Here is a 24,658-nt window from a genome sequence, read left to right as displayed (position 1 = left end):
GCTCAAGGAGAGGCGACATGGCGAATCCAACCGCAGCAATGCTGGTGATCGGGGACGAGATCCTTTCGGGGCGCACACGGGATGCGAATATGCATTATCTTGCGGGGGCGTTGACGGAAGTGGGGATCAACCTTGCCGAAGTGCGCATCGTCTCGGATGACCGCGACGCGATTATATCGGCGGTGCAGGCGCTTTCGGCGGTTTATGATACCGTGTTTACCTCGGGCGGGATCGGGCCGACGCATGATGATATTACTGCCGATTGTATGGCGGCGGCGTTTGGACAGAGCATTGATGTGAGAGATGATGCCCGCGCGATTTTGCAGGTGCATTACGACAAGGCGGGGACCGAGTTGAACGCGGCGCGGTTGCGCATGGCGCGTATTCCTGAGGGTGCAAGGCTGATCGACAACCCCGTTTCTGCCGCGCCCGGATTTTCCATCGAGAACGTGCACGTAATGGCAGGTGTGCCCAGTGTGTTCAAAGCGATGGTGGCAAGTGTGCTGCCCACGCTCACAGGAGGTGCGCCGTTGATCAGCAAAACCCTCACTATACACCGTGGCGAGGGCGATATTGCGGGGCCGCTGGGTGCGTTAGCGGAGGCTTATCCTGCCCTGTCGATGGGCAGCTATCCGTTTCAGCGGGACGGGAAGTATGGCGCTAATATCGTTGTGCGGGGTCAGGATACTGCCCTTCTGGATGAGGCGATGGGCAAATTGGCGGAGGCGTTTTCATGACGCCTGATGCTGCCACTTTGTATGATGTTTGTGAGGGGACTTGGCCCCCTGCACGCGCGTGGGCGGAGGGTGTTTGGACGCTGCGTGATGGCGCGGGCGGGGGCAAGCGTGTCTCGGCTGCAACGGCGCTAAGCGATGTGACGGACAGTGATATTCCAGCGGCCGAAACGGCGATGCGCGGGATAGGGCAGCCGCCGCTGTTCATGATCCGTGAGGGGGATGATGCGCTGGATGCGATGCTTGATGCACGCGGCTACGCCCGTATCGATGAGGTCCAACTGTATGTAGCGCCTGTCAATTTACTTACCGATATTCCGATCCCGCGCGTGACATGTTTCAATATCTGGGAGCCGCTTGCAATCATGACCGAGATTTGGGCGACAGATGGTGTCGGACCTGCAAGGTTGGCCGTGATGGAGCGTGCGAAGATTAAAACGGGCATCTTGGCACGCTGGAATGAAAAGCCGGGCGGGGTTGCCTTTGTTGGTATCCATAATGGCATTGCTATGGTGCATGGGGTCGTCGTTTTGCCGCATCAGCGCAAACAGGGTGTTGCCCAATGGATGATGCGGGCCGCTGCCTTCTGGAGCGCCAAACAAGGTGCTACCCATATTTCGGTCCTCTGCGTGACTGAGAACAAACCCGCCAATGCGCTTTACACCAAGCTGGGCTTTACCCCCGTTGGCACATATCATTACCGACAATACCCTGAATAAAGGAGCCTGACATGGCTGATGACGCACCTACCGCCCTTGACCTTCCAATGGTTGATCCGCTGCCACCTACCACGCAGAAGTATTTTGACATTTGCACGGACAAACTGGGTATGATCCCCAACGTTTTGCAGGCCTATGCGTTTGATATCGATAAGCTGAATACATTTACTGCGCTGTATAATGATCTGATGCTGGGCGATAGTAACCTAAGCAAGCTTGAGCGCGAGATGATTGCTGTGGTCGTTTCGGCGGTGAACAAGTGCTTCTATTGCCTGACCGCCCATGGTGCGGCAGTGCGCGAGCTGTCGGGTGATCCGATCTTGGGTGAGCAGATGGTGATGAACTACCGCGTTGCCGATCTGGACGACAAGACGCGGATGATGCTGGATTTTGCGGTCAAGCTGACCGAGGCGCCAGAGATCATCGAGGAGGACGACCGTGAGGCGCTGCGTGTGGTCGGCTTCTCTGATCGTGACATCTGGGACATCGCGTCGGTTGCAGCATTCTTTAACATGACAAACCGCGTTGCCAGCGCGTCAGACATGCGCCCGAACAAAGCGTACCACGCGCAATCACGATGAAGCTTGTCTGGCTCGCGCTACTGCTTGGGATTGCAGGAACCGCGCAAGCGGTTGAACTGCAATTGCCCAATGGCGCGCGCCAGATGATTTCACGCGATACGTTGCAGGACCGGTTCTTTGCGCCAACCGGACCCTTTGAGGATGGTGTTTTACCGACCCGGATGATCGAGGGGTCTGTACAGCGTAGCGCGTGGCGCATTGATGTTGCTGGGTTGACGCCGCTCCAACTGGCCGATCCTTTGCGCCGTCAACTGGAAGAAGCAGGATACCAGATCGTGTTGGACTGCGCGGCGCGGGCATGCGGCGGGTATGATTTCCGTTTCGCCGCCGAGGTCCTTCCCGCTCCGAACATGTACGTCAACATCAGAAATTTCCATGTTCTCACTGCCATGCGCAGCTTGGACGGGGTGCCAGAGGAAGCCGTGAACATTCTGGCCAGCGCATCCAGTGGCGCATCTTTTGTCCAGATTATTCAAGCAGGTATAGAGGAGCCTATCGCTGTCGGGCAAAGTGCTGTGCCGGTCAGCAGCATCATCGTTCCGCAAGGAGACATCGCGCAGGAATTGTCCGAGAATGGACATGCAGTTCTGTCGGATCTTGAGTTCGAGAGTGGCACCTCCGCGCTGGGCACTGGGCCGTTTGCCACCTTGGAGGCTTTGGCCCAAGCACTTTTGGCACAGGCTGATATGCGCGTCGCCTTGGTAGGGCATACTGACAACATCGGCAGTCTTGAGGGGAACACGGCGCTCTCGATCAGCCGTGCAAGTGCTGTGCGTGACTATCTGATCAACCGCTTTGAAATTTCCGCATCGCGGCTTGAGGCTCAGGGCGCTGGGTATCTCGCTCCGATCACCACTAACGGCACCGAAGAAGGTCGTGAGACAAACCGCAGGGTCGAGGCAGTTGTGCTCTCTGAATAAAAAAGCCCCGATAACGCATGATGCATTACCGGGGCAAAGTTCACCGAGGGGAGATGGTGTGTCGTGTCTAGCTTACCACTCGCTTGGGCCTTTTTCGGCGAAGGAGTGGACCAGAAAGTCGATAAAGGCGCGGACCTTGGGCTGCGTAAAGCGCCCGGGCGGGTAGACTGCATAGATGCCTTGGGTCTCGATCGGTAGATCGGGGATCGCGTCCTCAATCAGGCCTTTTTCCATCGCATCCGCATAGAGGAAGCTAGGAAGGTAGGCGATGCCGAGGCCAGAGACAGCCGCGTTGAGCAGGGATTGTCCGTCATTGACCGAAAGCCAGCCTGCGGTGCGTACCTGACGCTTCTCACCAGAGGGTGCTGTCAGTTTCCATACGTTTCCGCTTGATTGGTTGGAGTAATGCAGCAGCTTGTGATCGTTCAGGTCGTCGATCTTTTCCGGTCGGCCATATTTTTCAAAGTAAGCAGGCGAGGCGATCATACGCTTGGTCGTCTCTGTCAGCTTTCGGGCCCGCAGAGTGCTGTCTTCCAACTCCCCAATACGTACAGCCATGTCGAAACCTTCCGAGATCAGTTCAACGTAGCGGTTGTTGAGGACCATGTTGACGGTGATGTCAGGAAAGTCGCCCAAGAATTCTGATAGGACCGGACTGAGGTGATTAACACCAAAATCTGTGGCCACCGAGATGCGCAGCAGGCCTGAGGGCGCTGATTGCATGGATGTGACAAGCGCGTCCGCTTCTCCCGCATCATTGAGAACGCGGCGGGCGCGGTCATAATAGGCGAGGCCGATTTCCGTCGGTGACACACGGCGTGTTGTTCTGTTCAACAGACGTGCGCCGAGGCGTGCCTCCAATGATGAGACATGTTTGGAGACCGCCGATTTGGAGATCCCCATCTTCTTGGCGGCATCGGTGAAGCCCCCTTGATCCACCACGGTGGCGAAAGCTTCCATTTCTGTCAGGCGGTCCATTGCCGTCCCCTTCCATTCTTTGTTCGAGGATCAGCTATGGCGGTGGAATGGGGCGCAATCTGGGCAGGGATGGGACAGTAGCAAGGTAATTGCGCAACCGTTGCGTGTCAGGAAACAGGGGAACAGTCTGTTTCGGGACATCTCAGACAGGCGCTTAATGCCTATTATGAACGGTCTAAAGCCATTGCATCCTGCGGATGACCAACAAAAGGAGAAAGGCGAGGCCAGTCATGCCAACGCAGAGGATTGTGAAGGCCCAAGGACTATCCACACCTGGCATACCGCCGAGGTTCACACCAAAAACACCTGTGAGAAAGCTGATCGGCAGAAATATCCCGGCCCCTACAGAAAGTAGAAAGCTATTCCGCGCCTGTTTGCGGGCAACATCAAGATCATGATCGTCCTGCACCGCGCTCAATCGGTCGCGCAGCGCGTCTAGTTCCTCAACTGTCATCGTTGTGCGGTTCGCAAGCTCACGCAGGCTCGGATGGTCTCCTTGCGGGATCAGCGGAGAACTCGAGAGGGCGTTGAGTGCTGCGCGTTGGGGATCGAGGTAGCGGCGCAGGCGGATCACGCGGCGGCGCGATTGAGTTAGCTCGGCAGGAATCGGCGTTGTCTCGTCCTCGAGGTCGGCCTCGAAGAACTCGGTCAGTTTGCTGATGGCGCTGACTTCGGACTGGATACGTGTCGTAAGGCGAGACACAAGAGCAGTGACAAAGGCGGCTGGTGTGGTTGGGGCCATCTGGGCAACAGCGCTCTGGCGGATTTCATCAATGGCGAACACCCGCCGCATGCGCACTGTGACGATCGCAGCATCGGTAACCCACATGCGAATTGAAACCATCTCGTCGGTATGCTGACCTGCGTTCAGGTTGATGCCACGCAGGTTGAGGATCAGCCCGTCCTCATAGGTATCGCACCGGGGGCGTGTTTCGGGCTGCAGGAGCGCACCAGCAGGGATCGCAGGCAAATGCGTTTCGCACCAGTCGGCAAGGTGGCTGTCGGACAGATCAAAGTGCCACCAGCGGTAGCGGGCAGGACCAGTCAGAGCAGCTGTGTCGGGAACAGTTGTGCTGCCGTCCTCATTCACGTCGAAAACACAGATGGGCATAGGCTGCGTCCTTTTTGCAGTGCTGTGCCAGTGTCGCGCGATGGGCGGGGGGTTGCAAGCGGGGGAGGAGCACCTTCCCCGCTCGGCTATTAATTCAGAGCGTCGCCGCGAGGCGGGTGCCTTGATCAATCGCACGTTTCGCATCCAGCTCAGCTGCGACATCCGCACCGCCGATCACGTGACAGGTTTTACCCTTCGCCTCCAACGCATCGGCGAGGGAGCGGTCGGAAAGCTGCCCAGCGCAAAGGACAACGGTATCTGCGGGGATCACCTGCGGGTTCTCACGACCCTCGCCAAAGGTGATGTGTACACCGTCATCGTCGATCCGCTCGTAGTTCACGCCTGCAATCATATCGACGTTCTTCATCGTGAGGGAGGCGCGGTGGATCCAGCCTGTGGTTTTGCCCAGACCCTTGCCCACTTTGGAGGGTTTGCGTTGCATCATGGTGACGGCGCGGGCGGGTTTATGCGGTTGTGGCCCTTCGGGTGCGAGGCCCGAGCGGTGCTCGGACGTATCGGCCACACCCCACTCGCGCATCCATTCCGGCAGGTTAAGCGTGGTGCTCTGCCCATCATGCACAAGATGTTCGGATACGTCAAAACCGATGCCGCCTGCGCCAATCACGGCCACATGCTCCCCAATCTTGGCTGTGCCGTTCAGAACGTCGATATAGCTGTAGACGTTATCGCGGTTCTGCCCATCGATCTGTGGGTCGCGCGGAACGACACCTGTGGCGATAATAATTTCGTCAAAACCATCCAGATCGTTGGCAGAGACTTCGGCGTTGAGGTTCACGGTGATGCCGTGGTGCGCAACCATGGTACGATACCAGTCTACAAAGCCCCAGAACTCCTCTTTGCCTGCGACCTGCTTGGCTAGGTTAAGTTGGCCACCAATTTCAGCCGCCCTGTCGAAGACGGTGACAGTATGGCCCCGCTCAGCGGCTGCGAGAGCGGTTGACAGGCCAGCGGGGCCAGCGCCAACGATGGCAATGTTCTTGGGTGTGGATGCGGGGGTCAGCACCAGCTCCGTCTCGTAACATGCACGCGGGTTCACAAGGCAGCTTGAGATTTTCCCACCAAAGGTGTGGTCAAGGCAGGCTTGGTTACAGCCGATGCAGGGTGCGATTTGCGCAGATTGGCCAGCGGCTGCTTTGTTCACGAACTCTGCATCTGCCAACATGGGTCGCGCCATCGACACCATGTCTGCGCAGCCTGTTGAGAGGACTTCCTCCGCGACTTCGGGGGTGTTTATGCGGTTGGAAGTGATGAGGGGTATGGAGACTTTGCCCATCAGCTTCTTGGTCACCCATGCGAATGCCGCGCGGGGAACGGAGGTGGCGATGGTCGGGATGCGCGCCTCGTGCCAGCCGATACCGGTGTTGATGATCGTCGCGCCCGCCTTCTCGATTTCGACGGCCAGTTGGGCAACCTCATCATAGGTAGACCCATTCGGGATTAGGTCGATCATACTCAGGCGGTAGATCACGATAAAATCGGGGCCAACAGTTTCGCGCACGCGCTTGACCACTTCGATCGGCAGGCGCATGCGGTTCTCATAAGAGCCGCCCCAGCGGTCCTCGCGCTTGTTGGTATGGGTGACAAGGAATTGGTTGAGGAAGTACCCCTCCGATCCCATAATCTCGACGCCGTCATAGCCTGCTTCTTTTGCGCGGCCTGCGCAGGCCGCGATGTCCGCGATCTGCTTTTCGATGCCTGCCTCATCCAATTCGGCTGGCGGGAATGGAGAGATGGGTGATTTGATAGCGGAAGCCGACACGCATTTCGGGCTGAACGCATAGCGGCCAGCGTGCAGGATTTGCATTGCGATCTTGCCGTCTGCGGCATGGACGCGGTCGGTGACGACTTTGTGGTTTTCCACGTCCTCGTCGCTGGCCATCATGGCGGCCCCGGGTGCGACCGAGCCTTCGGGGTTGGGGCCGATGCCGCCTGTAACCATCAGCCCCACACCACCGCGCGCGCGTGCGGCATAAAACTCCGCGACGCGGTTCCAGTCCTTCGTCTCTTCCAGCCCAGTGTGCATGGAGCCCATGAGGACGCGGTTTTTAAGGGTTGTGAAGCCCAGATCGAGAGGCGCGAGCATGTTGGGATAGCTAGACATATGAGGGACCCTTTTTGAGGTATAAGTTTGAGTGCAGCATGGTCATGAGGCTGCGCATTGTCATTAAAGACGCCGCGTCAGTCGCTGGCTCCTATCACCCGCGCAAACCTTGATGTAGGTTGATGCGCAAATGGATCAAAGAGTTGGACGTGGTATGACCCCTGAAGAGATTGTTAAGCTCCCTTATCGGCCTTGTGTGGGCGTGATGGTGATGAACAAAGAGGGCTACGTGTTTGTGGGCCAGCGCTTGGACCGTGATTATGATGCATGGCAAATGCCGCAAGGCGGTGTAGACCCCGGTGAAGATCCAACCGAGGCAGCATTGCGCGAGTTGGAAGAAGAGACAGGCATCACCCGCGATCTGGTCAATATCGAGGCTCAAACGGAAGGCTGGCTGCCTTACGAATTGCCCCACGATCTGGTGCCAAAGCTGTGGAAGGGCAAATTCCGCGGTCAGGAGCAAAAGTGGTTTTTGCTGCGGTTTATGGGGACCGATGATCAGGTCAATATCCAAACGGCAAAGCCCGAGTTTGCAGCATGGCGCTGGTTGGCTCCTGCGCAAATGCTGGAGGGGATCGTACCCTTCAAGCGTAAAGTTTATGAGCGCGTACTCGAAGAGTTCGCAGAGCACTTGTGAGGGCTGCAATCCGCTCCAGCATTTGGACAGGCTAACTTACACAGTGCGGTGGTCAGCGCAAACCTTTGTAGTGAATAATTGGTTCAGTTCACCAAGCCTAATATGCGACGCACAATTCGATAGTGATTTGCAGGCAAGTCAGTGGGTCAACTAGATGATCGGGATATTCTTGCACGAATCTGCTGGCAGCACGCCTGTCAGGCGTGGATCATCATCAATATCTACTTCTCGCTTATAAGGGGCAAAACCTGAGCGGATATAAAAGCCGAGGGCCTGTGGGCTGTCATGGGTGCAGGTGTGAACGTGAAAGCGGCGAATGGCAGCGTCCCAGGCGCGCGTGATCGCCTCGTTCATCAGATATCGGCCCGCACCCGTGCCAATGAGGGCGGCGGTCAATCCGAAATAGGCAAGCTCACAATCGCCCCCATCTTGGAAGTGCAACTCTAGCAGCGCCTCGTCCTTGCCGTCTTTTGTCAGGGTGAAGAATGCCCTTTTGGGATCTGCTAAAATAGTCTGTAGTGTTGTGTCATCCATCTTGAGCCGCCCATACCACAACCAGTCCAACCCGCCGACGCGGGTGAAGAGATCGCGATACCATTCGACCGTGGGGGTCACTTGGCAAAAGGTGATATCTTCTGGCAGGTCGATCTGCTTCATCAATGGACGTACGTGCATCTCGAGGGAGGTGACCACCACAGCCACCTTGCCCTTTGGCACAGCGAAAAGCCCGTTTTCCAGCATCAGACAAGACCCGCTTTGCGGAACTCTTCCATCATATTTTTCTCGGGGCGTGGCCCGACATGGCTGATGACTTCCGAGCCGCACAAGTTGCCCATGCGCCCGCAAGTCTCAAGGTCGCGGCCTGTTGCCATGCCATAGATGAAGCCCGCTGCGAATTGATCGCCGGCGCCTGTGGCGTCAACAGGGGTGATGCGTTCAGGGGCAGGAATATCGACACGTTCTTTGCCGCGGATGAGGGTAACGCCGTCACCGCTGCGGGTGCACACCATCACGGGGCAGATCGCTGCTGTTCTTGCCATGGCGTCTTCCAAAGCATCGGTCTCAAACAGGGATTTTATCTCGGCCTCGTTGCCGATGACGAAGTCCAGCTCGTGTTCGATCATCTGGAGGAAGTCGGCGCGGTGACGCTCGACGCAGAAGGGATCGGAGATCGTGATGCCTGCCATGCCACCACCCGCTTTTGCTGCACGGGCCGCCTCGCGGAAGGCGGTTTTGCCTGCGTCCTCGTCGAACAGATAGCCCTCAAGGAACATGATCTTGGCGTTGCCTGCCACATCGGCAGGGACATCTGCCGAGGAGAGACCCGTGGAGATACCCAGATAGGTGTTCATCGAGCGTTCGCCATCAGGTGTCACGAAGATCATGGAGCGCGAGGTGGGCCGATTACCATCGGCCACAGGTGGGTTGACGAAATCAATGCCGTTGTCAGTCATGGCGTCCGCGTAAAAGCGGCCCAAGCCGTCATCGCGCACACGCCCGATAAACGCGGTCTTTAGACCCAGTGCACCCACACCTGCGATGGTGTTGGCAACAGCGCCCCCCGGTGTTTGCAAGCGGTCGCTCATGGCACCATAGAGCTGCTCTGCGCGGTCTTGTTCAATCAGTTGCATGATGCCTTTTTCAATGCCCATGTTGTCCAGAAACGCATCGTCCGAATGGCTGATTACATCGACAACAGCATTGCCAATTCCCACGAGGTCGTAAGTCTTCATTCGGTTTTGTCCTTATATGCGCAGAGGTCTTTGATGAGGCAGGTGCGGCACTGGGGCTTGCGTGCCTTGCAGTGATAGCGGCCATGCAGGATGAGCCAGTGATGGGCGTGAAGCTGGAAATCGGCGGGAATGTTATCCTCGACCGCGCGCTCGACGGCGTCGACGGTTTTACCCGGGGCGATGCCGGTTCGGTTGCCGACGCGAAAGATGTGGGTATCGACCGCTTGTGCGGGCTGATGCCACCACATGTTCAGCACCACATTGGCGGTTTTGCGGCCCACACCCGGCAGTGATTGCAGAGCCGCGCGGGAATTGGGGACGATGCCGCCGTAGTCATCTACAAGAATCTGGCTCAGCTTAATGACGTTCTTTGCCTTCTGGCGGTAGAGGCCGATGGTCTTGATGTGTTCGATCAGGGCATCGAGGCCGAGGTCGAGCATCTTTTGCGGGGTGTCGGCGATTTGGAACAGGGCGCGGGTGGCCTTGTTCACGCCAACGTCTGTGGACTGGGCCGATAGGGCCACTGCCACCAAAAGAGTGTAGACATTCACATGCTCAAGCTCGCCCTTTGGCTCTGGGTCGGCTTCTTGAAACCGCTCCATGATCGCGCGAATGGTGTGATAATCGAGTTGTTTTGATGCTTTGTTCATGGGGCAAGGGTATGCGCAGGTTTCGGGTCGCGTGCAAGCGCGAGGCCGCATAATGTGGCCCCATGACACAGATGATGCCTGACCCCAATGACCCTAGCCGCGCGTACCATTATGGCGTTATGGCCCGTGCGATTGAGCTGATTGATGCAGCTGATGCGCCGCTAAGCCTTGAGGCGCTGGCGGGCCAGATGGGGATGAGTGCTGCGCATTTCCAGCGGGTCTTCTCGTCATGGGTGGGTGTCTCACCGAAACGCTATCAACAGTATCTCACGTTGGGCAATGCCAAGGTGTTGTTGCGGGACCGTTCTACCACGCTGGCGGCGGCACATGGCGCAGGCCTGTCTGGAACGGGTCGTTTGCATGACCTGTTTGTGCGTTGGGAGGCGATGAGCCCCGGTGAATACGCAAGCGGGGGTGCCGGGTTGCAGATCAGCTGGGGCTGGTTTGATAGTGCGTTTGGTCGGGTGCTGGTGATGGGCACGGACAAGGGGATTTGCGGTTTGTCCCTTGCAGCCGAGATGGGGGAAGAGGCAGCTATGGCTGATTTGCGCAAGCGTTGGCCTGCGGCCATTTTCCGTGAGAATACTGTGATGTTGCGCCCTTGGGTCGAGGCCGCGTTTGGCGGGGCGGGTCCAGAGAAGGCACCACTTTACCTCATCGGAGCGCCGTTTCAGATCAAGGTTTGGGAGGCGCTTCTGCAATTGCCTGAGGGGCAGGTGACGACCTACGGTGATATCGCTACGGCGATTGGGAATCCCAAGGCGGTCCGCGCCGTGGGGACTGCTGTGGGGCGCAACCCCATTGGTTATCTCATTCCCTGCCACCGCGTTTTGCGCAAATCGGGTGAATTGGGCGGATATCATTGGGGTCTGCAAATGAAGCGCGCCATGCTTGGCTATGAGGCTGCACGGGTCGACAACCGATGACCTGCGCGGGATGCCGCTTATTCCCTTCGAACTGTCATTTTGTCGTGAACTATTCCACTCTATACAGAGTTTGTGAAAAGAGTGCTTCGCCCGAACGAAGCCGAAACAGTAAGGCAGTATACTATGACTTTTGTGAAATTCCCTCTCGTTGCCGCTATGGCAACAGTTATTGCGTTGGGCGCATGCACCAATCCAAACGGCTCTATCCTTGCGGGTGAGAACGACCCGAACCAGCGGGCGAAGAACGGTGCCTTGATCGGTGCGGGTGCGGGTGCTGTGATCGGTGCGCTATCGAAAGGTGACGGCAATCGTGATCAAGGTGCCGTAAAAGGCGCTTTAATCGGTGCTGCGATCGGTGCCGGTGGCGGTGCGTTGCTCGACCGTCAGGAACGTGATTTGCGTGCAAGCCTTGGCAACAATAATGTCACGATCAACAATACGGGCGACCGTTTGATCGTGACCTTGCCCCAGGATATTCTGTTTGCGTCAGGGTCCAGCGCGGTACGTCCTGACCTTCAGCGAGATTTGGGCGCGGTCGCAAGCAACCTGCAGGCCTATCCGAACTCGACGATTCAGGTGATCGGTCACACAGATAGCGACGGTGAGGCGGGCTTTAATCAGCAACTTTCGGAAAGCCGTGCAAATGCAGTTGCGTCGGTTCTGTTGGGTAACGGTATCAGCAATGCACGTGTGCAAGCCTTTGGCCGTGGCGAAAGCCAGCCAGTCGCAAGCAACCTGAACCCGCAAGGCAAAGCTCAAAACCGCCGTGTTGAGATTGTGATACTGCCGAACGCAGCTTAATCCACATCCAATTTGACAAACAAAAGCCCCGAAGCCTTTTAGCTTCGGGGCTTTTTTGTATGCGTGCGCAGGAATGAACAGAAGCTGTGCATAAGCGACCCTTGAGACTTGGGCATACTGCCTCATTTAAACTAAAAATGTTATTGAAAACGAGGAACACTCCCATGGCGACGACCACACTTCTTGGTATTTCCGGCTCTTTGCGCAAAGGCAGCCACAATTCTTTGTTGCTGGCAGAAGCGGCACGCCTGTTTGGCGATGCCACCTATAATGAGGCTGACATCAACTTTCCGCTCTACAATGGCGATGACGAAGAGGCGCATGGCGTTCCTTCTGCTGTTGACGCGCTGGCGCAAAAGATTTCGGATGCAGATGCGATTTTGATTTCGACACCAGAGTATAACAAAGGGCCATCAGGTGCTCTTAAGAACGCTCTGGATTGGGTTAGCCGCTCGAAGGTGAAGCCATGGGGGAATAAGCCCGTTGCGGTCATGTCTGCCGCAGCAGGGCGTGCAGGAGGCGAGCGTGCGCAAATGGTGCTGCGCGGTTTTATGGTGCCGTTCCGTCCGCGCATCCTGCAAGGGCCGGAGATCCATGTCGCTGCGAGCCATGAAGCCTTCGACGAGAATGGCCAGCTCACGGGCGAGATGTACATCAAAGATCTGAGACAGTTGATGGAATCGCTACGCGCTGAAATAAATATTTAAGCCGATGTGCTGACTTCGATGAGATTTCCGTCGGGATCGCGCAAATAGAGGGACATGATCGGTCCGGTTGCCCCTGTGCGGGGGGTCGGGCCGATTTCGATCGTCACGCCACATTTGACCAGATGTTCTTTCCAAGTGTCGAGCGGCGTTTCCGTCAGAAAACACAAATCAGCAGACCCTACCTGTACCTTCTGCGCCTTAGGTTCAAATTCTGCGCCCTTTTGATGTAAATTTATCTTCATATTGCCAAAACGCATGGCGTGACGCGTGCTGCCATCCGCAATAGTGAAGGGCGTATGAGTCATACCGAGGACGTCGCTGTAAAACGCAACTGTTTCCTCGATATCGGTTACTGTGAGTACGAGGTGATCGAGCATTGTGAGTTGGGGCGTCAAAGGTTGTCCTCCACGCGGAATCCGTCAGGAATAGTGTCCGTATCATTTAGTATAAGTTCACTCATGACATCGGCAATTTTGGGTGCCATGCCAAAGCCGATTTTGAAGCCGCCGTTCGCAATGAAATGCCCTGCGCGATCAGGCCAAGCGCCAAGCATAGGAGCCCGTGAACGTGCACGTGGGCGCACACCTGCCCATCGGCCAATGACGGGCGCATCCTTCAACGCTGGAACCGCGTGGCGCACGGCCGCGATCACATCGTCAAGCTGGTTATCGGTGGAGGTAGGGTGATCATACTCCCTCTCGGAAGTGGAGCCGACAGCGACTGTGCCATCGAGGTGCGGGATGATATGAACACCGCTTGCAAACAACTGGGGTGCGCCAATCGCGTCATAGCGCAGGAGGGCAGCCTGTCCCTTAACCCCGTTACCCATGATGCGGGATCGGCCAGCACTCAACTCATCCAACCCTGCCACGCCAGTCGCCCAGACCACCGCGCCTTTGTCTGGTCCCTCGGACAGTATGCTCACGCCTGACGTTGTAAGTGCCGCGACCAGCGCGTCACAGGCGCGGCGCGGATGCATATGTGCGCTCAGTGTGTCGCGGATGAGGTGGCCATCGGGGCTGACAGGTTGCCAATCGGTTTGCGGAGTAGGGATCACCTCCCAAATCGCATTATCCTGCCAAAGATCAACGGCAGTCTCATGGCGACGCACTGCCAAAGCGCGGGCCGTTTGGTCCGCAATCGGTTGCAAACGACCACTGCGGATATAGCCTGCATTCTTGCCACCAGCCGCGCTCACCTGCTGCCAAAAGCTCTCTGCCATCAGGAGACTTTCAAGCTGAAACGCCTTTTTTGGGTTCCAATTCTCAGGCACATGGGGGGCAAGGGCGCCGACAATGCCGCCGCTGCTGCCTGCACCTGCACCGCTCGGATCAATGATCTGGACTGATGCGCCGCGCTGGACGCAGGCCCATGCGATGGACAGGCCGAAAATCCCTGCGCCGCGGATGGTGATATCGGTCATTGCTCTGGCCTTTGATTGCGCGCTAACTGCGGTTGAATGACTGATATAGGGCAGAGCCGTGCAGGACCAGACAGCACAGATCGAATGGCGTGACGGGCGGGTGCCTGTGTCGACACAGTTTGATGATCCTTATTTCAGTCTCGCGAACGGGATGGCTGAGACGAGGCATGTGTTTTTGGGTGGCAATGATCTGCCTGCGCGGTTCTCCGACGGGTTTCATGTGGCGGAGTTGGGGTTTGGCACCGGGCTGAATTTTCTCGTGGCGTTGCAAGCGTTCCGGGAATGCGGGTGCGGGGGGAAGCTTCGGTTCACCAGCTTTGAGGCGTTTCCGATGGCGATGGATGATCTGCATGCGGCGTTGCGGGCGTTTGAAGGGTTGCCCGATGACTTGGCGCAGGTTGCTGCGTTTCCTGCGGTGCTGGACGGGCCTGACTTCGAATTGCGGGTTGTGATCGGCGATGCACGGGAGACATTGCCAGTCTGGGAGGGGCTTGCGGACGCTTGGTTTCTTGATGGATTTTCCCCAGCCAAAAACCCTGAGCTTTGGTCGCCCGAGCTGATGTTGGAAGTTGGCACGCATACGGTGACGGGTGGTACAGCGGCGACTTACACCGCGGCGGGGTTTGTACGACGCGGGTTGGCGGAAGCGGATTTTGAAGTGAGCCGCGTTCAGGGCTTTGGCCGCAAACGACATATGACACGGGCCGTACGGACATGACGCAGAGCAACAACATCCCGCTGGGCATTGGTCTGATGATCGCCACGACATTTGTCTTTGCCGTGCAGGACGGGCTGTCGCGACATTTGGCGGGTGAGTATAACGTTCTAATGATCGTGATGATCCGCTATTGGTTTTTCGCGGCTTTTGTCATCGCGATTGCCAAGAAACGTGCAGGCGGGATCAGAGCGGCGGCCAAGACGGAACAGCCGTTTATCCAGATCACGCGAGGACTTCTGCTGAGCCTTGAGATTTGTGTGATGGTTGCTGCATTTACCATTCTCGGGCTTGTGGAAAGCCATGCGGTGTTCACGTGTTATCCGCTGTTGGTGGCAGCGCTGTCGGGGCCTGTGTTGGGCGAGCATGTAGGCTGGCGGCGCTGGGCCGCGATCGGGGTCGGGTTCATAGGGGTGATTATCATTCTGCAACCAAGTGGCGATGTCTTTGACATCCGCGCGTTGATCCCACTTTTGGCGGCGGCGATGTTTGCGGTATACGGATTGCTCACCCGCTATGCCGGACGGCGCGACAGCACGGCAACAAGTTTCTTTTGGACGGGTACGGTGGGGGCGGTGGCGATGACGAGTCTGGGCGTCTGGTTCTGGGAACCGATGAGCGGCTCGGACTGGATCTGGATGGGCTGTTTGTGCCTCACGGGTGTGACGGGTCACTGGCTGCTCATCCGGTGTTACGAAGTGGCAGAGGCCAGCGCGGTGCAGCCTTTTGCCTATCTGCAACTGGTATTCGCTGCGACCATCGGCATTACACTGTTCGGCGAAACGGTGAGCACCAATGTCGCAATCGGCTGTGTGATCATCGTGGCTGCTGGCTTATTCACTTTTTGGCGCGAACGGCAAAAGGGTTGATCCTGTAAGTTCCTCGTAGAAGGGTATTGGTAGTGCATCTTGCCCCATGCGTGCGCGGTAGATCGGCAAGCTTTCGGTGACGCGCATGATATAATTCTGTGTCTCACGGAAAGGGACCATCTCGACCCAGTCAACGATGTAGATATCGCCCGAACGCGGGTCGCCGTATTCATCCATCCAGCGGATCGGGCGGCTTGGGCCTGCGTTATATCCTGCAGACATCATCACCACGTTGCCATCGAAACGGCCTGCAAGTTCCGAAAGGTACTGAGATCCGAGCACAGCGTTGTAGACGGGGTCTGCGGTAAGTCGGTCGGTGCTGTGCAGCGCACTCAGCCCGAGCTTTTGCGCCACTTCCTGTGCGGTCGCAGGCATCAGTTGCATCAGGCCGCGCGCCCCGACACCGGATTGTACGACAGGGTCAAATTCGCTTTCGCGCCGTGCGATGGCCAGCGACATTTCTGGCGCCATTGGAAGATCCGCGTCTTTGAGAGGGTGCAAGGCATAGTAAGCATTTGCGATTTCCAACCCGCGTCTGGCGGCTCGTTTGCCGATCATTACGGCGATATGGGGCTGGCCCACATCAATGGCGGCTTGGCCCAACAGCTCCAGATCAGGTTCCAGAAGTTGCTCGGCCAGATGGGTCCAGAACCGCTCAGCCACGTTCATCTCGCCCGACGCTTGGAGCAGGAGGCCTGCCTCGAACAGGGGCGCCTTTGCCAATGCGCTGGTGCGCCAGTCGGCCTCGGGGGGGGCACCGCGTAGTTTTTCGGGGAAGGGGATGCGTGCCCGCTCGGCCGCAAGAAGGCCGTAGAAGGAGGTCTGGAAGTTCGCGCCCATGCGGTAGGCGGCTGTGGCCCCTTCATTGTCGCCCGCTTCCTCAAGTGCGCGACCCTGCCAATAGCCTGCGCGGCCTTGGCTGATGGGGGACACAACGGCACTGTCGTGGCCTTTGAAATGCTTCAACGCAAGTTGCGGATCTTTTAAAAACCGCAATGCTAGATAACCTGAAAGCCATTCGAGATCAGCAAAATCAGATCCTTCGGTCAGCTTGTGCTGCGACGCCATTTGATAGGCGCGTTTTGGGTCACCATTGCGCATTTCATAGCGTGCCAGAGCGCGGCGGCGGTTACCCCATGCGGCGGGATCGCCAAGTGTTTCAATGCTCTTCGAGGCCTCCAGCATGAGGTCCATTGCATCGCCTTGGCGTCCCTTGCGAATGCGCCATTCAAACCGTGCGTGGTTCACGCCACCCGAATTTTTGAGCGCGGCGGGGAGTGCTTCGAACAGCGAGACGGCATTATCCAAGCGGCGGTAGAGGGCGATACGTGCTTCGGCGGCTTGTTTGGCAGAGCTGCTGGCGATGCCGTACATCTGGCGCGCCTCGTCGTATTCGCGCTGCCAGACCATCGCATCAAGACGGGCATCGTGGTGTGGTTTGAGCAGGTCGGCATGGGCCGCCAGAAAGTCAGCCTGCGAATTGGCATTCATCGGCATGGTGCGCCATGCGAGTACGACACCTGCCTCGGCAGGGCCGCTGAGCCCTTTTGCAGTGAGCGCTTTTGCGTGGGCGAGCACCCCTTGGGGTGTTTGCGGGCCAGTCTGGGCAAAAAAGGCGATGATCTGCTCGTCGCTTTGCTTGATCACTTCAGGCTCGGAGCGGCGGCGCAGGTAATCCTCACCGGGCCAATCGGGGCGGCGTTTGAGGAAGTCTGTGATTTGCTCGAAGCTGCCTTGTTGGGCGCGCAGACGGTGCCAGATGATCACGTCACGGGCGACCTGACCATCACGCGCGGCGATGGTTTCAGCGGCGTCGAAATCACCCCCGCGCATGGCGTCCATCCCCCATCCAAGGGGGCGGGGACGTTCGGCGCTGGCAGGAAGTGCCATGGCACACAGGAGCAACAGGGCCGTCAGATAGCGTCTCATGGCTTGCATTTCCTATCTCGCTCACAGTACAGCCTTTGATCATAGACTATCTGGCGCGGTGTTCAATTCACGAACGCAAGTGCTGGCTGTCTTCTTCTTGTCGCCATCCTGGCGGCTTCACCGGATGGCCGTTCGGTCTCCAGCACATAAAGGAGCGTGCACATGTTTTCAGGTTCTATGCCTGCCCTCGTCACGCCGTTTCGCAACGGCGAGCTGGATATTGAAACGCTGAAGAAACTTGTGGAATGGCATATCGGAGAAGGGTCTAACGGCCTTGTTCCTGTTGGCACCACGGGCGAATCGCCGACGTTGACGCACCGCGAGCATGAGATGGTTGTGGAAGAAGTTGTAAAAGCTGCTGCAGGTCGCATCCCTGTGATTGCGGGTGCTGGTAGCAACAATACGCTTGAGTCCATTCGCCTTGCGCAGCACGCCGAAAAGGTTGGTGCAGACGGTATCCTGCTGGTCACGCCATATTATAACAAGCCGACACAGCGCGGATTGATCGCGCATTTCACGGCTGTTCATGATTGCTGCAAGCTGCCGATCATTGTGTATAATATTCCTGGCCGCTCGGTCGTGGATATGTCGCCCGAAACGATGGGCGAGTTGGCCAAGCTGCCGCGCATTGTGGGTGTCAAAGACGCCACGGGCGATCTGGCGCGGGTGTGTGACCAGCGTATGACCTGCGGGCCGGATTTCATCCAGCTGTCGGGGGAGGACGCCACGGCGCATGGGTTCAACGCCCAAGGTGGTGTTGGTTGTATTTCCGTGACAGCGAATGTTGCACCGAAACTGTCGGCTGAGTTGCAGGCGGCTTGTGCTGCGGGTGATTATGCCGCGGCGCTGAGCATTCAGGACCGTTTGATGCCGCTGCACAAAGCGATCTTTACCGAACCGGGCCTCGTTGGTGTGAAATATGCCATGTCGCGGCTTGATCTGTGCTCCGAAGAGGTACGTTTGCCGCTGACGGGGTTGAGCGACGAGACACGCGCATTGGTTGATGCGGGTCTGCGTCACGCTGGTTTGTTGAACTAGTCTTTTCATCGCAGGCTCCGTGTGTAGGGTGGTGCTAATCCCCCGAACGCTGGAGCCTGCGCCATGAATATCCTTCCTGTTATTGCCGAGAGTAAAGACGAGATGCTCGCGATTTTTCGCGACCTTCACGCGCATCCCGAGATTGGATTTACCGAAGAGCGCACCAGTGCTGTGGTGGCTGAAAAGCTGCGCGAATATGGCGTGGATGAAGTGCATACGGGGCTGGGTAAGACAGGTGTTGTGGCGCTGATCCACGGCAAGCGTGTGGGCAATCGCCGTGTGGGGCTGCGGGCGGATATGGATGCGCTGCCGATTCATGAGATTTCGGGTGTGGACTATAGTTCCAAGAATGACGGGGTTATGCATGCCTGCGGACATGATGGGCATACGACAATGCTGCTGGGGGCGGCCAAGCATCTGGCTGCAACGCGGGATTTTGACGGAACGGCGGTGCTGGTGTTCCAACCTGCCGAGGAGGGGCTGGGCGGAGCGCGCCAGATGATTGCAGACGGGTTGTTCGAGCAGTTCCCGTGCGACGAGATTTACGGGATGCACAACTGGCCCAGTGGTGATTTGGGGCAGGTCGGAATTTGTAAGGGCACGGCCATGGCGGGGGCGGCGTTTATTGATATCAAAGTGACGGGTAAGGGCAGCCATGCGGCGCAGCCCTCTCAGGGAAAAGACGCGCTGATTATTGCGGCCAGCCTCGCGACCGAGTTCCAGACGATCCTGAGCCGTAATGTGCCGCCGCTGGATACTTGTGTGCTGTCGATCACGCAGATGCACGCGGGATCAGCTTATAATGTGGTGCCTGAGGTTGCCACGCTGGCGGGCACGATCCGCTATTTCAAAGACGAGATTTATGAATTGGCGGCGAGCCGGATGCAGGCGATTTGCGACGGGTTTGCGCTGGCGCATGGGGTCACGATTGAGCTGGAGTTGCGCAATGTGTTCGACGTGCTGATCAATGATAGCGATCTGTCTGATGCTTATATGGAGGCAGCGGCAGAGATCGTTGGTGCGGAGAATATAATCGAAAAGTCCGACCCCGCGACGGGGTCCGAGGATTTTGCCGACATGCTCAAAGTTGTACCGGGAGCCTATTGCATTGTGGGGCATGGGGGGACCGTGCCGCTGCATAATCCGGCGTTCACGCTGGATCCAGAGATCCTGCCGATTGGAGCATCGGTGATGGCGCGGATGGTGGAAAAGCGTTTGCCGCTTTAACGGACCACTTTAGATATCGCGGAGCACGTAGGGTACTGCCGCATCAGGGCAGGAGTGTGAGGCCTTTGAGCCCTTGATTCTGAAGCCAAAGATTTCGTAATGCTTGACCAAAATGGGATCGTCGTGGGCCTGCAATCGGATGATCCCTTGGGTGTTGGCGATGGTCACTAGTGCCAGTAGCAAGCATTTGCCGATGCCGCGCCCCTGATACTCTGGCGCTATGAAGAAGGAGCGAACTTCTCCATTGCCTGCTCACTGTGGCCGTTCGATTTCACGGCGCGGTAGACCAAGGCTGACTTAGCTTTTGCATCTGCTGCAGCTGCAGCGCGTACTCTTATGTCAGCAAGGTTCAACGTTTCCCGTAGTAGAGGCCGACAACGTGTTCAGCCTCCGCGAAAAAGAGCCAGCGTGCGGTGAGGACGCCGCCGACGTGTGCCACCACGGCCAAGAGGGCCATGATGTGGTTGAACGGGATGAGCAGGAAGAAGATAGGCAGAACGGCCATCAGGACGATTGCGATGATGCGCAGCTTTTGCGCGTGTTTGCGGCCGATTTCGTGCACGAATTCACGCAGAAGGTAGTTCGTACCTGTATGCGGTGGCTCGAACGCGCGGACGGTGCCGATATTGCCGAGGCCTGTGGCGGTTGCCATGTTGGTGCCGCTGTCTGCGAACGCGGTGTCACCGCGCAGCCATGTGGCCACTTGGATAGCACCCGCGATTGCCAGCAAGATGATTGCAGCGGTTGTCTGGCCTGCCATCAATGCGCCACCTGCGATGCAGAGCGACAGGAAGTTGGCGGGGGTGAGCGGGCTGTTCCAGCGCGGGATTGTCTTGAGCTGGCCGTAGATCATGGAAGTGGTGAAGACAGTGCCGAGGGATGCGATTGCGCCCAGTAGGCCGATAATGGTCCAGCGTTGGCCGAAGAAGACCAGCCCTGCGCCATAGATTGCCATGAGAACGAGGGCGGCAACGGCGCACCATGCTTCGCGCGAGAGCCAACTGCTGCGCCATTGGCTGAACGCCTTGAGCGCGCGTTCTGGGTGGCCAAGGTGGAAGGTGGAGGAGATCAACCCGCCAACAGCGAGAAGATAGGCGATGGCGAAGAAGATGAAGGCGCTGAACCCCGTGGTCGCAGGCATGCCGAGGCCGAGGAAGATCAGGAGGCCAAAGCCCAAGCCAGAGAAAGTGGAGAAGAAGATGACGGAGGGTGCGGGATGCATCAGAGTTTTTCCAGCGTTTTATCGAGCCAGCTCAAGAAGCCTTTGGTCTCGGTGGCGACAGGTGCGAGGTATGGCGCGAGGATGTCGATCTGGTCCTCGTCTTGGGCCAAGCGGTCCTTGAGGCGGGGGGGGAGGTATTGGTTGACAGGTTTGGTGCCCTGCTCTGGCATGAGGTCCATGCCGCCACGCTCCGCCACCAGTTTGCTCACGTCGGAATTTGGATCGCCAAGATCGCCAAAGTGGCGGGCGTTGGACGGGCAGGTCCGCACGCAGGACGGCTCACGGTCCACCTCGGGAAGGTTCTCGTTATAGATGCGGTCCACGCAAAGGGTGCATTTCTTCATCACACCCTCAGCCGCGTCCATTTCGCGCGCGCCATATGGGCAGGCCCATGCGCACAGGCCACAGCCGATGCAATCACTCTCGTTCACCAACACAATGCCGTCTTCGACGCGTTTGTAGCTCGCTCCTGTCGGGCAGACGGTGACGCAGGGGGCGTCCTCACAATGTAGGCAGGATTTGGGAAAGTGGATGAGTTGGGCGTCGCCTTGGGCGGGCTGGACTTCATAGCTGTGCACGCGATTGAGGAAGGTGCCTGAGGGGTCGGCGCCGTATGGATCTTGGTCACTGAGGGGCGCACCGTAGTTTTCGGTGTTCCAGCCTTTGCAGGAGATCACGCAGGCATGGCATCCGACGCAGGTGTCCAGATCAATGACAAGGCCGAGCTTCTTTTCGGTATGGGTGGGCAGTTGTGTCATTGGCCGACCTTCCATTTGAGTTCTGACGGCCCTTTGCCGACGGGAGAATTGATCGGTGGCATGTTGGGTTGAGACTGTGCATCCGCAGGTGCTGCGACTTTTTTGATCGCAACTTTTAGGTCGAACCACGCCGCCTGTCCGGTGATCGGATCGGAGTTGGCCCAGCGGAGGCCGTCGCCTTTTGGCGGCAGGAGTTCGTGGATGAGGTGGTTGAGCAGGAAGCCTTTGGTGGCTTCGGGTGCTTTTTCATCCAGCGCCCATGCACCTTTGCGTTTGCCGATCGCGTTCCATGTCCAGATTGTATTGGCGTTGAGGGCGGCCATTTCCATTACGGGCACAGTAATTGCGCCGTGGGGGGAGGTAATCTCGGCCCAGTCGCCATCGCTTAAATCGTGTTCTCGCATCAGGTTGGACGGCAGGTACATCGGGTTGCAGCCGTGGAGTTGGCGCAGCCACGCGTTCTGGCTTCCCCAGCTGTGGTACATGGCCATGGGACGCTGGGTCAGCGCAGTAACGGTGAAGCCCTCGTTGCCTTGTTGATCCGTCTCGTACCAGATGGGCAGGGGTGACATTTTCTCTTTGATGCGCGCGCGCAGGTGGTCCGGAGGCTGACGTTCTCCATGCCCTTCGGCGGCAAGTTGGAATTTGCGCATCGGCTCTGAATAGAGGCTGAACAGGTAGGGTTGCGGGCTGTCGTAAAGGCCCATTTTCACAGCCCAGTCCTGATAGTCGGCGTTCCATGGCTTGTAGTAGTTGGCACCGTCTGGGATGTGCTCAACGAAGAAGCCGCCGTTCTCGATGTAGTTGTCGAGCTGGGATTCGTTGGGGCTGCCGCGTCCGCCTTGCAGGCCGTTCTCGCCCATGCGCCATCCGGCGAGGGGGCCGACACCGGGGCGGCGTTCGTGATTGACAATGTAGTCTGCATAGTCGGCGTATTTTTGGGAGCCGTCGACGTTGGTGAAGGCGGGAAGGCCAAGGCGTGCGCCCAGATCGCAGAGCGCGGATTGGAAGCCTTTGACGTTGCGATCAGGCTCTACCACGGGCCAGCGGATGGCGTCGGCTACGGCGTCGGCTTCGCAGATCGGGCGGTCAAGGAGCGAGATGCAATCGTGGCGCTCAAGGTAGGTTGTGTCGGGCAGGATCAGGTCGGCGTAGGCGACCATCTCACTGCTGTAGGCATCGGAGTAGATGATGCGTGGGATGACGTATTCGCCGCTCTCGTCCTTATCCGTAAGCATGTCTTGCACGCCTGTCGTGTTCATTGAGGAGTTCCACGACATGTTGGCCATATACATGAAGAGCGTGTCGATTTTGTAGGGATCACCGGCGTAGGCGTTCGAGATCACCATGTGCATCAGGCCATGCGACGACATGGGGTTTTCCCATGTGAAGGCTTTGTCGATGCGCGCGGGGCTGCCGTCCTCTTTGAGCGCGAGATCGTCGGGACCGTGTACGAAGCCGAGGTGTGGGCCGTCCAGCGGCGCGTTGGGTGTGACTTTGCAGTGCGGTTTGGGGTGGGCAGTTGCAGGCTTGGGATAGGGTGGTTTGAAACGAAAGCCACCCGGTACTTCGACTGTGCCGAGGATGATTTGCAGGGTGTGCAACGCGCGGCAGGTTTGGAAACCGTTGGCGTGGGCCGAGATGCCGCGCATGGCGTGGAAGGAGACGGGGCGGCCTGTCATGGATGTGTGATGCTCGCCGCGAAAATCTGTCCATTCGTGCTCCAGCTCAAATGCTTCGTCGAACGCTACGCGGGCGAGTTCAGCCGCCAGCGTGCGGATGCGTTTGGCAGAGATACCGCAACGATCGGCAACGGCCTCTGGCGCGTATTGCTCGTCGAGGTACATGTCCGCCATCTGGTGGAAGACGGGGCGGTGCGTGACACCAGCGACACGCATGGTGGCGGCCAGATCAGGTTTTACACCCTTTTTGTCAAAGGGCGCTGGCTTGCCCGTATTGCGATCAATCACCAGTTCTTTGCCGTTGTCGTCGCGCAGTTTCAGGCCAAATTCAGGGGATTTCTCATCGCCGTTGATCAGCACGGCGGCGTCTGTGTATTGCGCGAGATAGTGCAGGTCGATCTTGCCTGCTTTCATCAAGCAGTGGATCATCGACAGGATGAACAGGCCGTCAGTGCCCGGTGTAATGCCGACCCAATCATCGGCCACAGCGTTATAGCCTGTGCGGATAGGGTTCACGCCAATGATGCGCGCGCCGCGTTTCTTGATTTTACCAATGCCCATTTTGATGGGGTTGGAGTCGTGATCCTCGGCGACGCCGAACAGCATGAAGAGTTTTGTGTGGTCCCAATCGGGCTGGCCGAACTCCCAGAACGCACCGCCCATGGTGTAAATGCCAGCGGCGGCCATGTTGACGGAGCAAAAGCCGCCGTGGGCCGCGTAATTAGGTGTGCCGAAGGATTGCGCCCAGAGCGAGGTGAAGCTTTGCGACTGATCACGGCCTGTGAAGAAGGCGAGTTTCTCGGGGTTTGTCTCACGGATGGGGCGCAGCCAGCTTTCGGCGATGCTGTAGGCTTCTTCCCAGCTGATATCCTCGAACTTGCCCTCGCCGCGTTCGCCCACGCGTTTCATGGGAGATTTGAGGCGCGACGGCGCGTTGTGCTGCATGATGCCAGCGGAGCCTTTGGCACAGAGCACGCCTTTGTTCACGGGATGGTCGCGATTGCCCTCGATATAGGCGACTTTGAGATCGCCGAGAGGATCTTTTTTCATGTGAACATTAATCCCACATCGGCAGGCACACATGTAGCAGGTCGTCTTGCGGACTTCGTCAGAGACTTTTGGGCTCAGGTCCAGCGTGGGCTGTATGTGGGTCATGGTGATCCTCTCAGGTGGCGG

At 57.8% G+C, this 24,658-nt stretch carries 24 protein-coding genes and 1 pseudogene; 12 read left to right on the top strand and 13 right to left on the bottom strand.

Annotated features, from left to right (window positions below; translation table 11 throughout):
- Nucleotides 1-17: 17 nt before the first annotated feature.
- Genes Q0775_RS06380 through Q0775_RS06365 form a run of 4 tightly spaced genes read left to right on the top strand, consistent with a single transcriptional unit; the run spans nucleotide 18 to nucleotide 2,954 of the window.
- Nucleotides 18-737, top strand: coding sequence for a molybdopterin-binding protein (locus Q0775_RS06380; protein WP_298858527.1), 720 nt, complete (start codon nucleotides 18-20; stop codon nucleotides 735-737).
- The gene (locus tag Q0775_RS06375) at nucleotides 734-1,453 is read left to right on the top strand and encodes a GNAT family N-acetyltransferase (protein ID WP_298858524.1); all 720 of its coding nucleotides are present in this window, start codon (nucleotides 734-736) and stop codon (nucleotides 1,451-1,453) included. Before Q0775_RS06380 ends, Q0775_RS06375 begins: the two co-directional genes overlap by 4 nt.
- Nucleotides 1,454-1,464: 11 nt before the next feature.
- The gene (locus Q0775_RS06370) at nucleotides 1,465-2,034 is read left to right on the top strand and encodes a peroxidase-related enzyme (RefSeq protein WP_298858522.1); all 570 of its coding nucleotides are present in this window, start codon (nucleotides 1,465-1,467) and stop codon (nucleotides 2,032-2,034) included.
- Nucleotides 2,031-2,954 (top strand): OmpA family protein, encoded by a 924-nt coding sequence (locus Q0775_RS06365; RefSeq protein ID WP_298858520.1) that lies wholly within the window; start codon nucleotides 2,031-2,033, stop codon nucleotides 2,952-2,954. Before Q0775_RS06370 ends, Q0775_RS06365 begins: the two co-directional genes overlap by 4 nt.
- 72 nt (nucleotides 2,955-3,026) lie before the next feature.
- On the opposite strand, the gene Q0775_RS06360 is transcribed toward Q0775_RS06365, so the two are convergent.
- The 3 genes from Q0775_RS06360 to Q0775_RS06350 form a co-directional block, all read right to left on the bottom strand.
- A complete protein-coding gene (locus tag Q0775_RS06360) occupies nucleotides 3,027-3,932 on the bottom strand; it encodes a LysR family transcriptional regulator (RefSeq protein ID WP_298858518.1) in 906 nt (301 codons plus the stop codon).
- A 175-nt stretch (nucleotides 3,933-4,107) separates the two neighbouring features.
- Nucleotides 4,108-5,043, bottom strand: coding sequence for a CorA family divalent cation transporter (locus Q0775_RS06355; RefSeq protein WP_298858516.1), 936 nt, complete (start codon nucleotides 5,041-5,043; stop codon nucleotides 4,108-4,110).
- Between the two features lie 94 nt (nucleotides 5,044-5,137).
- On the bottom strand, nucleotides 5,138-7,165 hold the full coding sequence (locus Q0775_RS06350; RefSeq protein ID WP_298858515.1) for an NADPH-dependent 2,4-dienoyl-CoA reductase: 2,028 nt from the start codon (nucleotides 7,163-7,165) through the stop codon (nucleotides 5,138-5,140).
- Between the two features lie 154 nt (nucleotides 7,166-7,319).
- Between Q0775_RS06350 and Q0775_RS06345 the strand changes: the two genes are divergently transcribed.
- Nucleotides 7,320-7,802 (top strand): RNA pyrophosphohydrolase, encoded by a 483-nt coding sequence (locus tag Q0775_RS06345; RefSeq protein ID WP_298858514.1) that lies wholly within the window; start codon nucleotides 7,320-7,322, stop codon nucleotides 7,800-7,802.
- A 150-nt stretch (nucleotides 7,803-7,952) separates the two neighbouring features.
- On the opposite strand, the gene Q0775_RS06340 is transcribed toward Q0775_RS06345, so the two are convergent.
- From Q0775_RS06340 to nth, 3 genes are read right to left on the bottom strand one after another with little or no spacing between them, the layout of a single operon-like run.
- Nucleotides 7,953-8,543, bottom strand: coding sequence for a GNAT family N-acetyltransferase (locus tag Q0775_RS06340; RefSeq protein ID WP_298858512.1), 591 nt, complete (start codon nucleotides 8,541-8,543; stop codon nucleotides 7,953-7,955).
- Nucleotides 8,543-9,535: an adenosine kinase gene (locus tag Q0775_RS06335; protein ID WP_298858510.1), complete on the bottom strand. Its 993-nt coding sequence runs from the start codon at nucleotides 9,533-9,535 to the stop codon at nucleotides 8,543-8,545. Before Q0775_RS06335 ends, Q0775_RS06340 begins: the two co-directional genes overlap by 1 nt.
- Nucleotides 9,532-10,185: an endonuclease III gene (nth, locus tag Q0775_RS06330; RefSeq protein WP_298858508.1), complete on the bottom strand. Its 654-nt coding sequence runs from the start codon at nucleotides 10,183-10,185 to the stop codon at nucleotides 9,532-9,534. The genes Q0775_RS06335 and nth overlap by 4 nt, the downstream gene beginning before the upstream one ends.
- A gap of 62 nt (nucleotides 10,186-10,247) precedes the next feature.
- Here nth and Q0775_RS06325 point away from each other — a divergent pair, with 62 nt between their 5' ends.
- From Q0775_RS06325 to Q0775_RS06315, 3 genes are all read left to right on the top strand, one after another.
- On the top strand, nucleotides 10,248-11,111 hold the full coding sequence (locus tag Q0775_RS06325; protein ID WP_298858507.1) for a methylated-DNA--[protein]-cysteine S-methyltransferase: 864 nt from the start codon (nucleotides 10,248-10,250) through the stop codon (nucleotides 11,109-11,111).
- Between the two features lie 123 nt (nucleotides 11,112-11,234).
- Nucleotides 11,235-11,912 (top strand): OmpA family protein, encoded by a 678-nt coding sequence (locus Q0775_RS06320; protein WP_298858506.1) that lies wholly within the window; start codon nucleotides 11,235-11,237, stop codon nucleotides 11,910-11,912.
- 164 nt (nucleotides 11,913-12,076) lie between these two features.
- Nucleotides 12,077-12,619, top strand: coding sequence for an NADPH-dependent FMN reductase (locus Q0775_RS06315; RefSeq protein WP_298858505.1), 543 nt, complete (start codon nucleotides 12,077-12,079; stop codon nucleotides 12,617-12,619).
- Here the strand turns inward: Q0775_RS06315 and Q0775_RS06310 are convergent.
- Together Q0775_RS06310 and Q0775_RS06305 are read right to left on the bottom strand one after the other, a co-directional pair.
- Entirely contained in the window at nucleotides 12,616-12,996 is a 381-nt protein-coding gene (locus Q0775_RS06310; RefSeq protein WP_298859969.1) for a VOC family protein, read from the bottom strand. The two genes, Q0775_RS06315 and Q0775_RS06310, sit on opposite strands and share 4 nt — an antisense overlap.
- A gap of 14 nt (nucleotides 12,997-13,010) precedes the next feature.
- The gene (locus tag Q0775_RS06305) at nucleotides 13,011-14,042 is read right to left on the bottom strand and encodes an FAD-dependent oxidoreductase (protein WP_298858504.1); all 1,032 of its coding nucleotides are present in this window, start codon (nucleotides 14,040-14,042) and stop codon (nucleotides 13,011-13,013) included.
- Nucleotides 14,043-14,100: 58 nt separating this feature from the next.
- On the opposite strand from Q0775_RS06305, the gene mnmD reads away from it, so the two are divergent.
- Nucleotides 14,101-14,760: a tRNA (5-methylaminomethyl-2-thiouridine)(34)-methyltransferase MnmD gene (gene mnmD, locus Q0775_RS06300; RefSeq protein WP_298858503.1), complete on the top strand. Its 660-nt coding sequence runs from the start codon at nucleotides 14,101-14,103 to the stop codon at nucleotides 14,758-14,760.
- Nucleotides 14,757-15,626 (top strand): DMT family transporter, encoded by an 870-nt coding sequence (locus tag Q0775_RS06295; RefSeq protein ID WP_298858502.1) that lies wholly within the window; start codon nucleotides 14,757-14,759, stop codon nucleotides 15,624-15,626. The genes mnmD and Q0775_RS06295 overlap by 4 nt, the downstream gene beginning before the upstream one ends.
- Here Q0775_RS06295 and Q0775_RS06290 read toward each other — a convergent pair.
- Entirely contained in the window at nucleotides 15,591-17,564 is a 1,974-nt protein-coding gene (locus tag Q0775_RS06290; protein WP_298858501.1) for a lytic transglycosylase domain-containing protein, read from the bottom strand. The genes Q0775_RS06295 and Q0775_RS06290 overlap by 36 nt on opposite strands.
- Before the next feature lie 153 nt (nucleotides 17,565-17,717).
- Here Q0775_RS06290 and dapA point away from each other — a divergent pair, with 153 nt between their 5' ends.
- Complete coding sequence (gene dapA, locus Q0775_RS06285; RefSeq protein ID WP_298858500.1) at nucleotides 17,718-18,593, top strand: 4-hydroxy-tetrahydrodipicolinate synthase; 876 nt, start codon at nucleotides 17,718-17,720, stop codon at nucleotides 18,591-18,593.
- A 63-nt stretch (nucleotides 18,594-18,656) separates the two neighbouring features.
- Nucleotides 18,657-19,820: a M20 aminoacylase family protein gene (locus Q0775_RS06280; RefSeq protein WP_298858498.1), complete on the top strand. Its 1,164-nt coding sequence runs from the start codon at nucleotides 18,657-18,659 to the stop codon at nucleotides 19,818-19,820.
- 9 nt (nucleotides 19,821-19,829) lie between these two features.
- On the opposite strand, the pseudogene Q0775_RS19960 reads toward Q0775_RS06280, so the two are convergent.
- The 4 genes and pseudogenes from Q0775_RS19960 to Q0775_RS06265 all read right to left on the bottom strand — a co-directional run.
- A pseudogene (locus tag Q0775_RS19960) lies at nucleotides 19,830-20,054 on the bottom strand (GNAT family N-acetyltransferase); the annotation flags it as partial.
- A 115-nt stretch (nucleotides 20,055-20,169) separates the two neighbouring features.
- Nucleotides 20,170-21,042, bottom strand: a complete 873-nt coding sequence (locus Q0775_RS06275) for a DmsC/YnfH family molybdoenzyme membrane anchor subunit (protein ID WP_298858497.1) — start codon at nucleotides 21,040-21,042, stop codon at nucleotides 20,170-20,172.
- Entirely contained in the window at nucleotides 21,042-21,800 is a 759-nt protein-coding gene (locus Q0775_RS06270) for a 4Fe-4S dicluster domain-containing protein (protein ID WP_298858496.1), read from the bottom strand. The genes Q0775_RS06275 and Q0775_RS06270 overlap by 1 nt, the downstream gene beginning before the upstream one ends.
- Entirely contained in the window at nucleotides 21,797-24,637 is a 2,841-nt protein-coding gene (locus Q0775_RS06265; protein WP_298858495.1) for a molybdopterin oxidoreductase family protein, read from the bottom strand. The genes Q0775_RS06270 and Q0775_RS06265 overlap by 4 nt, the downstream gene beginning before the upstream one ends.
- Nucleotides 24,638-24,658 lie beyond the last annotated feature (21 nt).

This window comes from uncultured Sulfitobacter sp. (genome assembly GCF_947499945.1).
Lineage (GTDB): Bacteria > Pseudomonadota > Alphaproteobacteria > Rhodobacterales > Rhodobacteraceae > Sulfitobacter.
The sequence above is the reverse complement of the archived record's forward strand: the minus strand, read 5'-3'. Positions and strand labels throughout refer to the sequence as shown.

What these genes read in the sequence shown, in the direction of transcription:
- Q0775_RS06380 (WP_298858527.1), top strand. Translation starts at nt 18, where the DNA reads ATGGCGAATCCAACCGCAGCAATGCTGGTGATCGGGGACGAGATCCTT.
- Q0775_RS06375 (WP_298858524.1), top strand. Translation starts at nt 734, where the DNA reads ATGACGCCTGATGCTGCCACTTTGTATGATGTTTGTGAGGGGACTTGG.
- Q0775_RS06370 (WP_298858522.1), top strand. Translation starts at nt 1,465, where the DNA reads ATGGCTGATGACGCACCTACCGCCCTTGACCTTCCAATGGTTGATCCG.
- Q0775_RS06365 (WP_298858520.1), top strand. Translation starts at nt 2,031, where the DNA reads ATGAAGCTTGTCTGGCTCGCGCTACTGCTTGGGATTGCAGGAACCGCG.
- Q0775_RS06360 (WP_298858518.1), bottom strand. Translation starts at nt 3,932, where the DNA reads ATGGACCGCCTGACAGAAATGGAAGCTTTCGCCACCGTGGTGGATCAA.
- Q0775_RS06355 (WP_298858516.1), bottom strand. Translation starts at nt 5,043, where the DNA reads ATGCCCATCTGTGTTTTCGACGTGAATGAGGACGGCAGCACAACTGTT.
- Q0775_RS06350 (WP_298858515.1), bottom strand. Translation starts at nt 7,165, where the DNA reads ATGTCTAGCTATCCCAACATGCTCGCGCCTCTCGATCTGGGCTTCACA.
- Q0775_RS06345 (WP_298858514.1), top strand. Translation starts at nt 7,320, where the DNA reads ATGACCCCTGAAGAGATTGTTAAGCTCCCTTATCGGCCTTGTGTGGGC.
- Q0775_RS06340 (WP_298858512.1), bottom strand. Translation starts at nt 8,543, where the DNA reads ATGCTGGAAAACGGGCTTTTCGCTGTGCCAAAGGGCAAGGTGGCTGTG.
- Q0775_RS06335 (WP_298858510.1), bottom strand. Translation starts at nt 9,535, where the DNA reads ATGAAGACTTACGACCTCGTGGGAATTGGCAATGCTGTTGTCGATGTA.
- nth (WP_298858508.1), bottom strand. Translation starts at nt 10,185, where the DNA reads ATGAACAAAGCATCAAAACAACTCGATTATCACACCATTCGCGCGATC.
- Q0775_RS06325 (WP_298858507.1), top strand. Translation starts at nt 10,248, where the DNA reads ATGACACAGATGATGCCTGACCCCAATGACCCTAGCCGCGCGTACCAT.
- Q0775_RS06320 (WP_298858506.1), top strand. Translation starts at nt 11,235, where the DNA reads ATGACTTTTGTGAAATTCCCTCTCGTTGCCGCTATGGCAACAGTTATT.
- Q0775_RS06315 (WP_298858505.1), top strand. Translation starts at nt 12,077, where the DNA reads ATGGCGACGACCACACTTCTTGGTATTTCCGGCTCTTTGCGCAAAGGC.
- Q0775_RS06310 (WP_298859969.1), bottom strand. Translation starts at nt 12,996, where the DNA reads ATGCTCGATCACCTCGTACTCACAGTAACCGATATCGAGGAAACAGTT.
- Q0775_RS06305 (WP_298858504.1), bottom strand. Translation starts at nt 14,042, where the DNA reads ATGACCGATATCACCATCCGCGGCGCAGGGATTTTCGGCCTGTCCATC.
- Q0775_RS06295 (WP_298858502.1), top strand. Translation starts at nt 14,757, where the DNA reads ATGACGCAGAGCAACAACATCCCGCTGGGCATTGGTCTGATGATCGCC.
- Q0775_RS06290 (WP_298858501.1), bottom strand. Translation starts at nt 17,564, where the DNA reads ATGCAAGCCATGAGACGCTATCTGACGGCCCTGTTGCTCCTGTGTGCC.
- dapA (WP_298858500.1), top strand. Translation starts at nt 17,718, where the DNA reads ATGTTTTCAGGTTCTATGCCTGCCCTCGTCACGCCGTTTCGCAACGGC.
- Q0775_RS06280 (WP_298858498.1), top strand. Translation starts at nt 18,657, where the DNA reads ATGAATATCCTTCCTGTTATTGCCGAGAGTAAAGACGAGATGCTCGCG.
- Q0775_RS06275 (WP_298858497.1), bottom strand. Translation starts at nt 21,042, where the DNA reads ATGCATCCCGCACCCTCCGTCATCTTCTTCTCCACTTTCTCTGGCTTG.
- Q0775_RS06270 (WP_298858496.1), bottom strand. Translation starts at nt 21,800, where the DNA reads ATGACACAACTGCCCACCCATACCGAAAAGAAGCTCGGCCTTGTCATT.
- Q0775_RS06265 (WP_298858495.1), bottom strand. Translation starts at nt 24,637, where the DNA reads ATGACCCACATACAGCCCACGCTGGACCTGAGCCCAAAAGTCTCTGAC.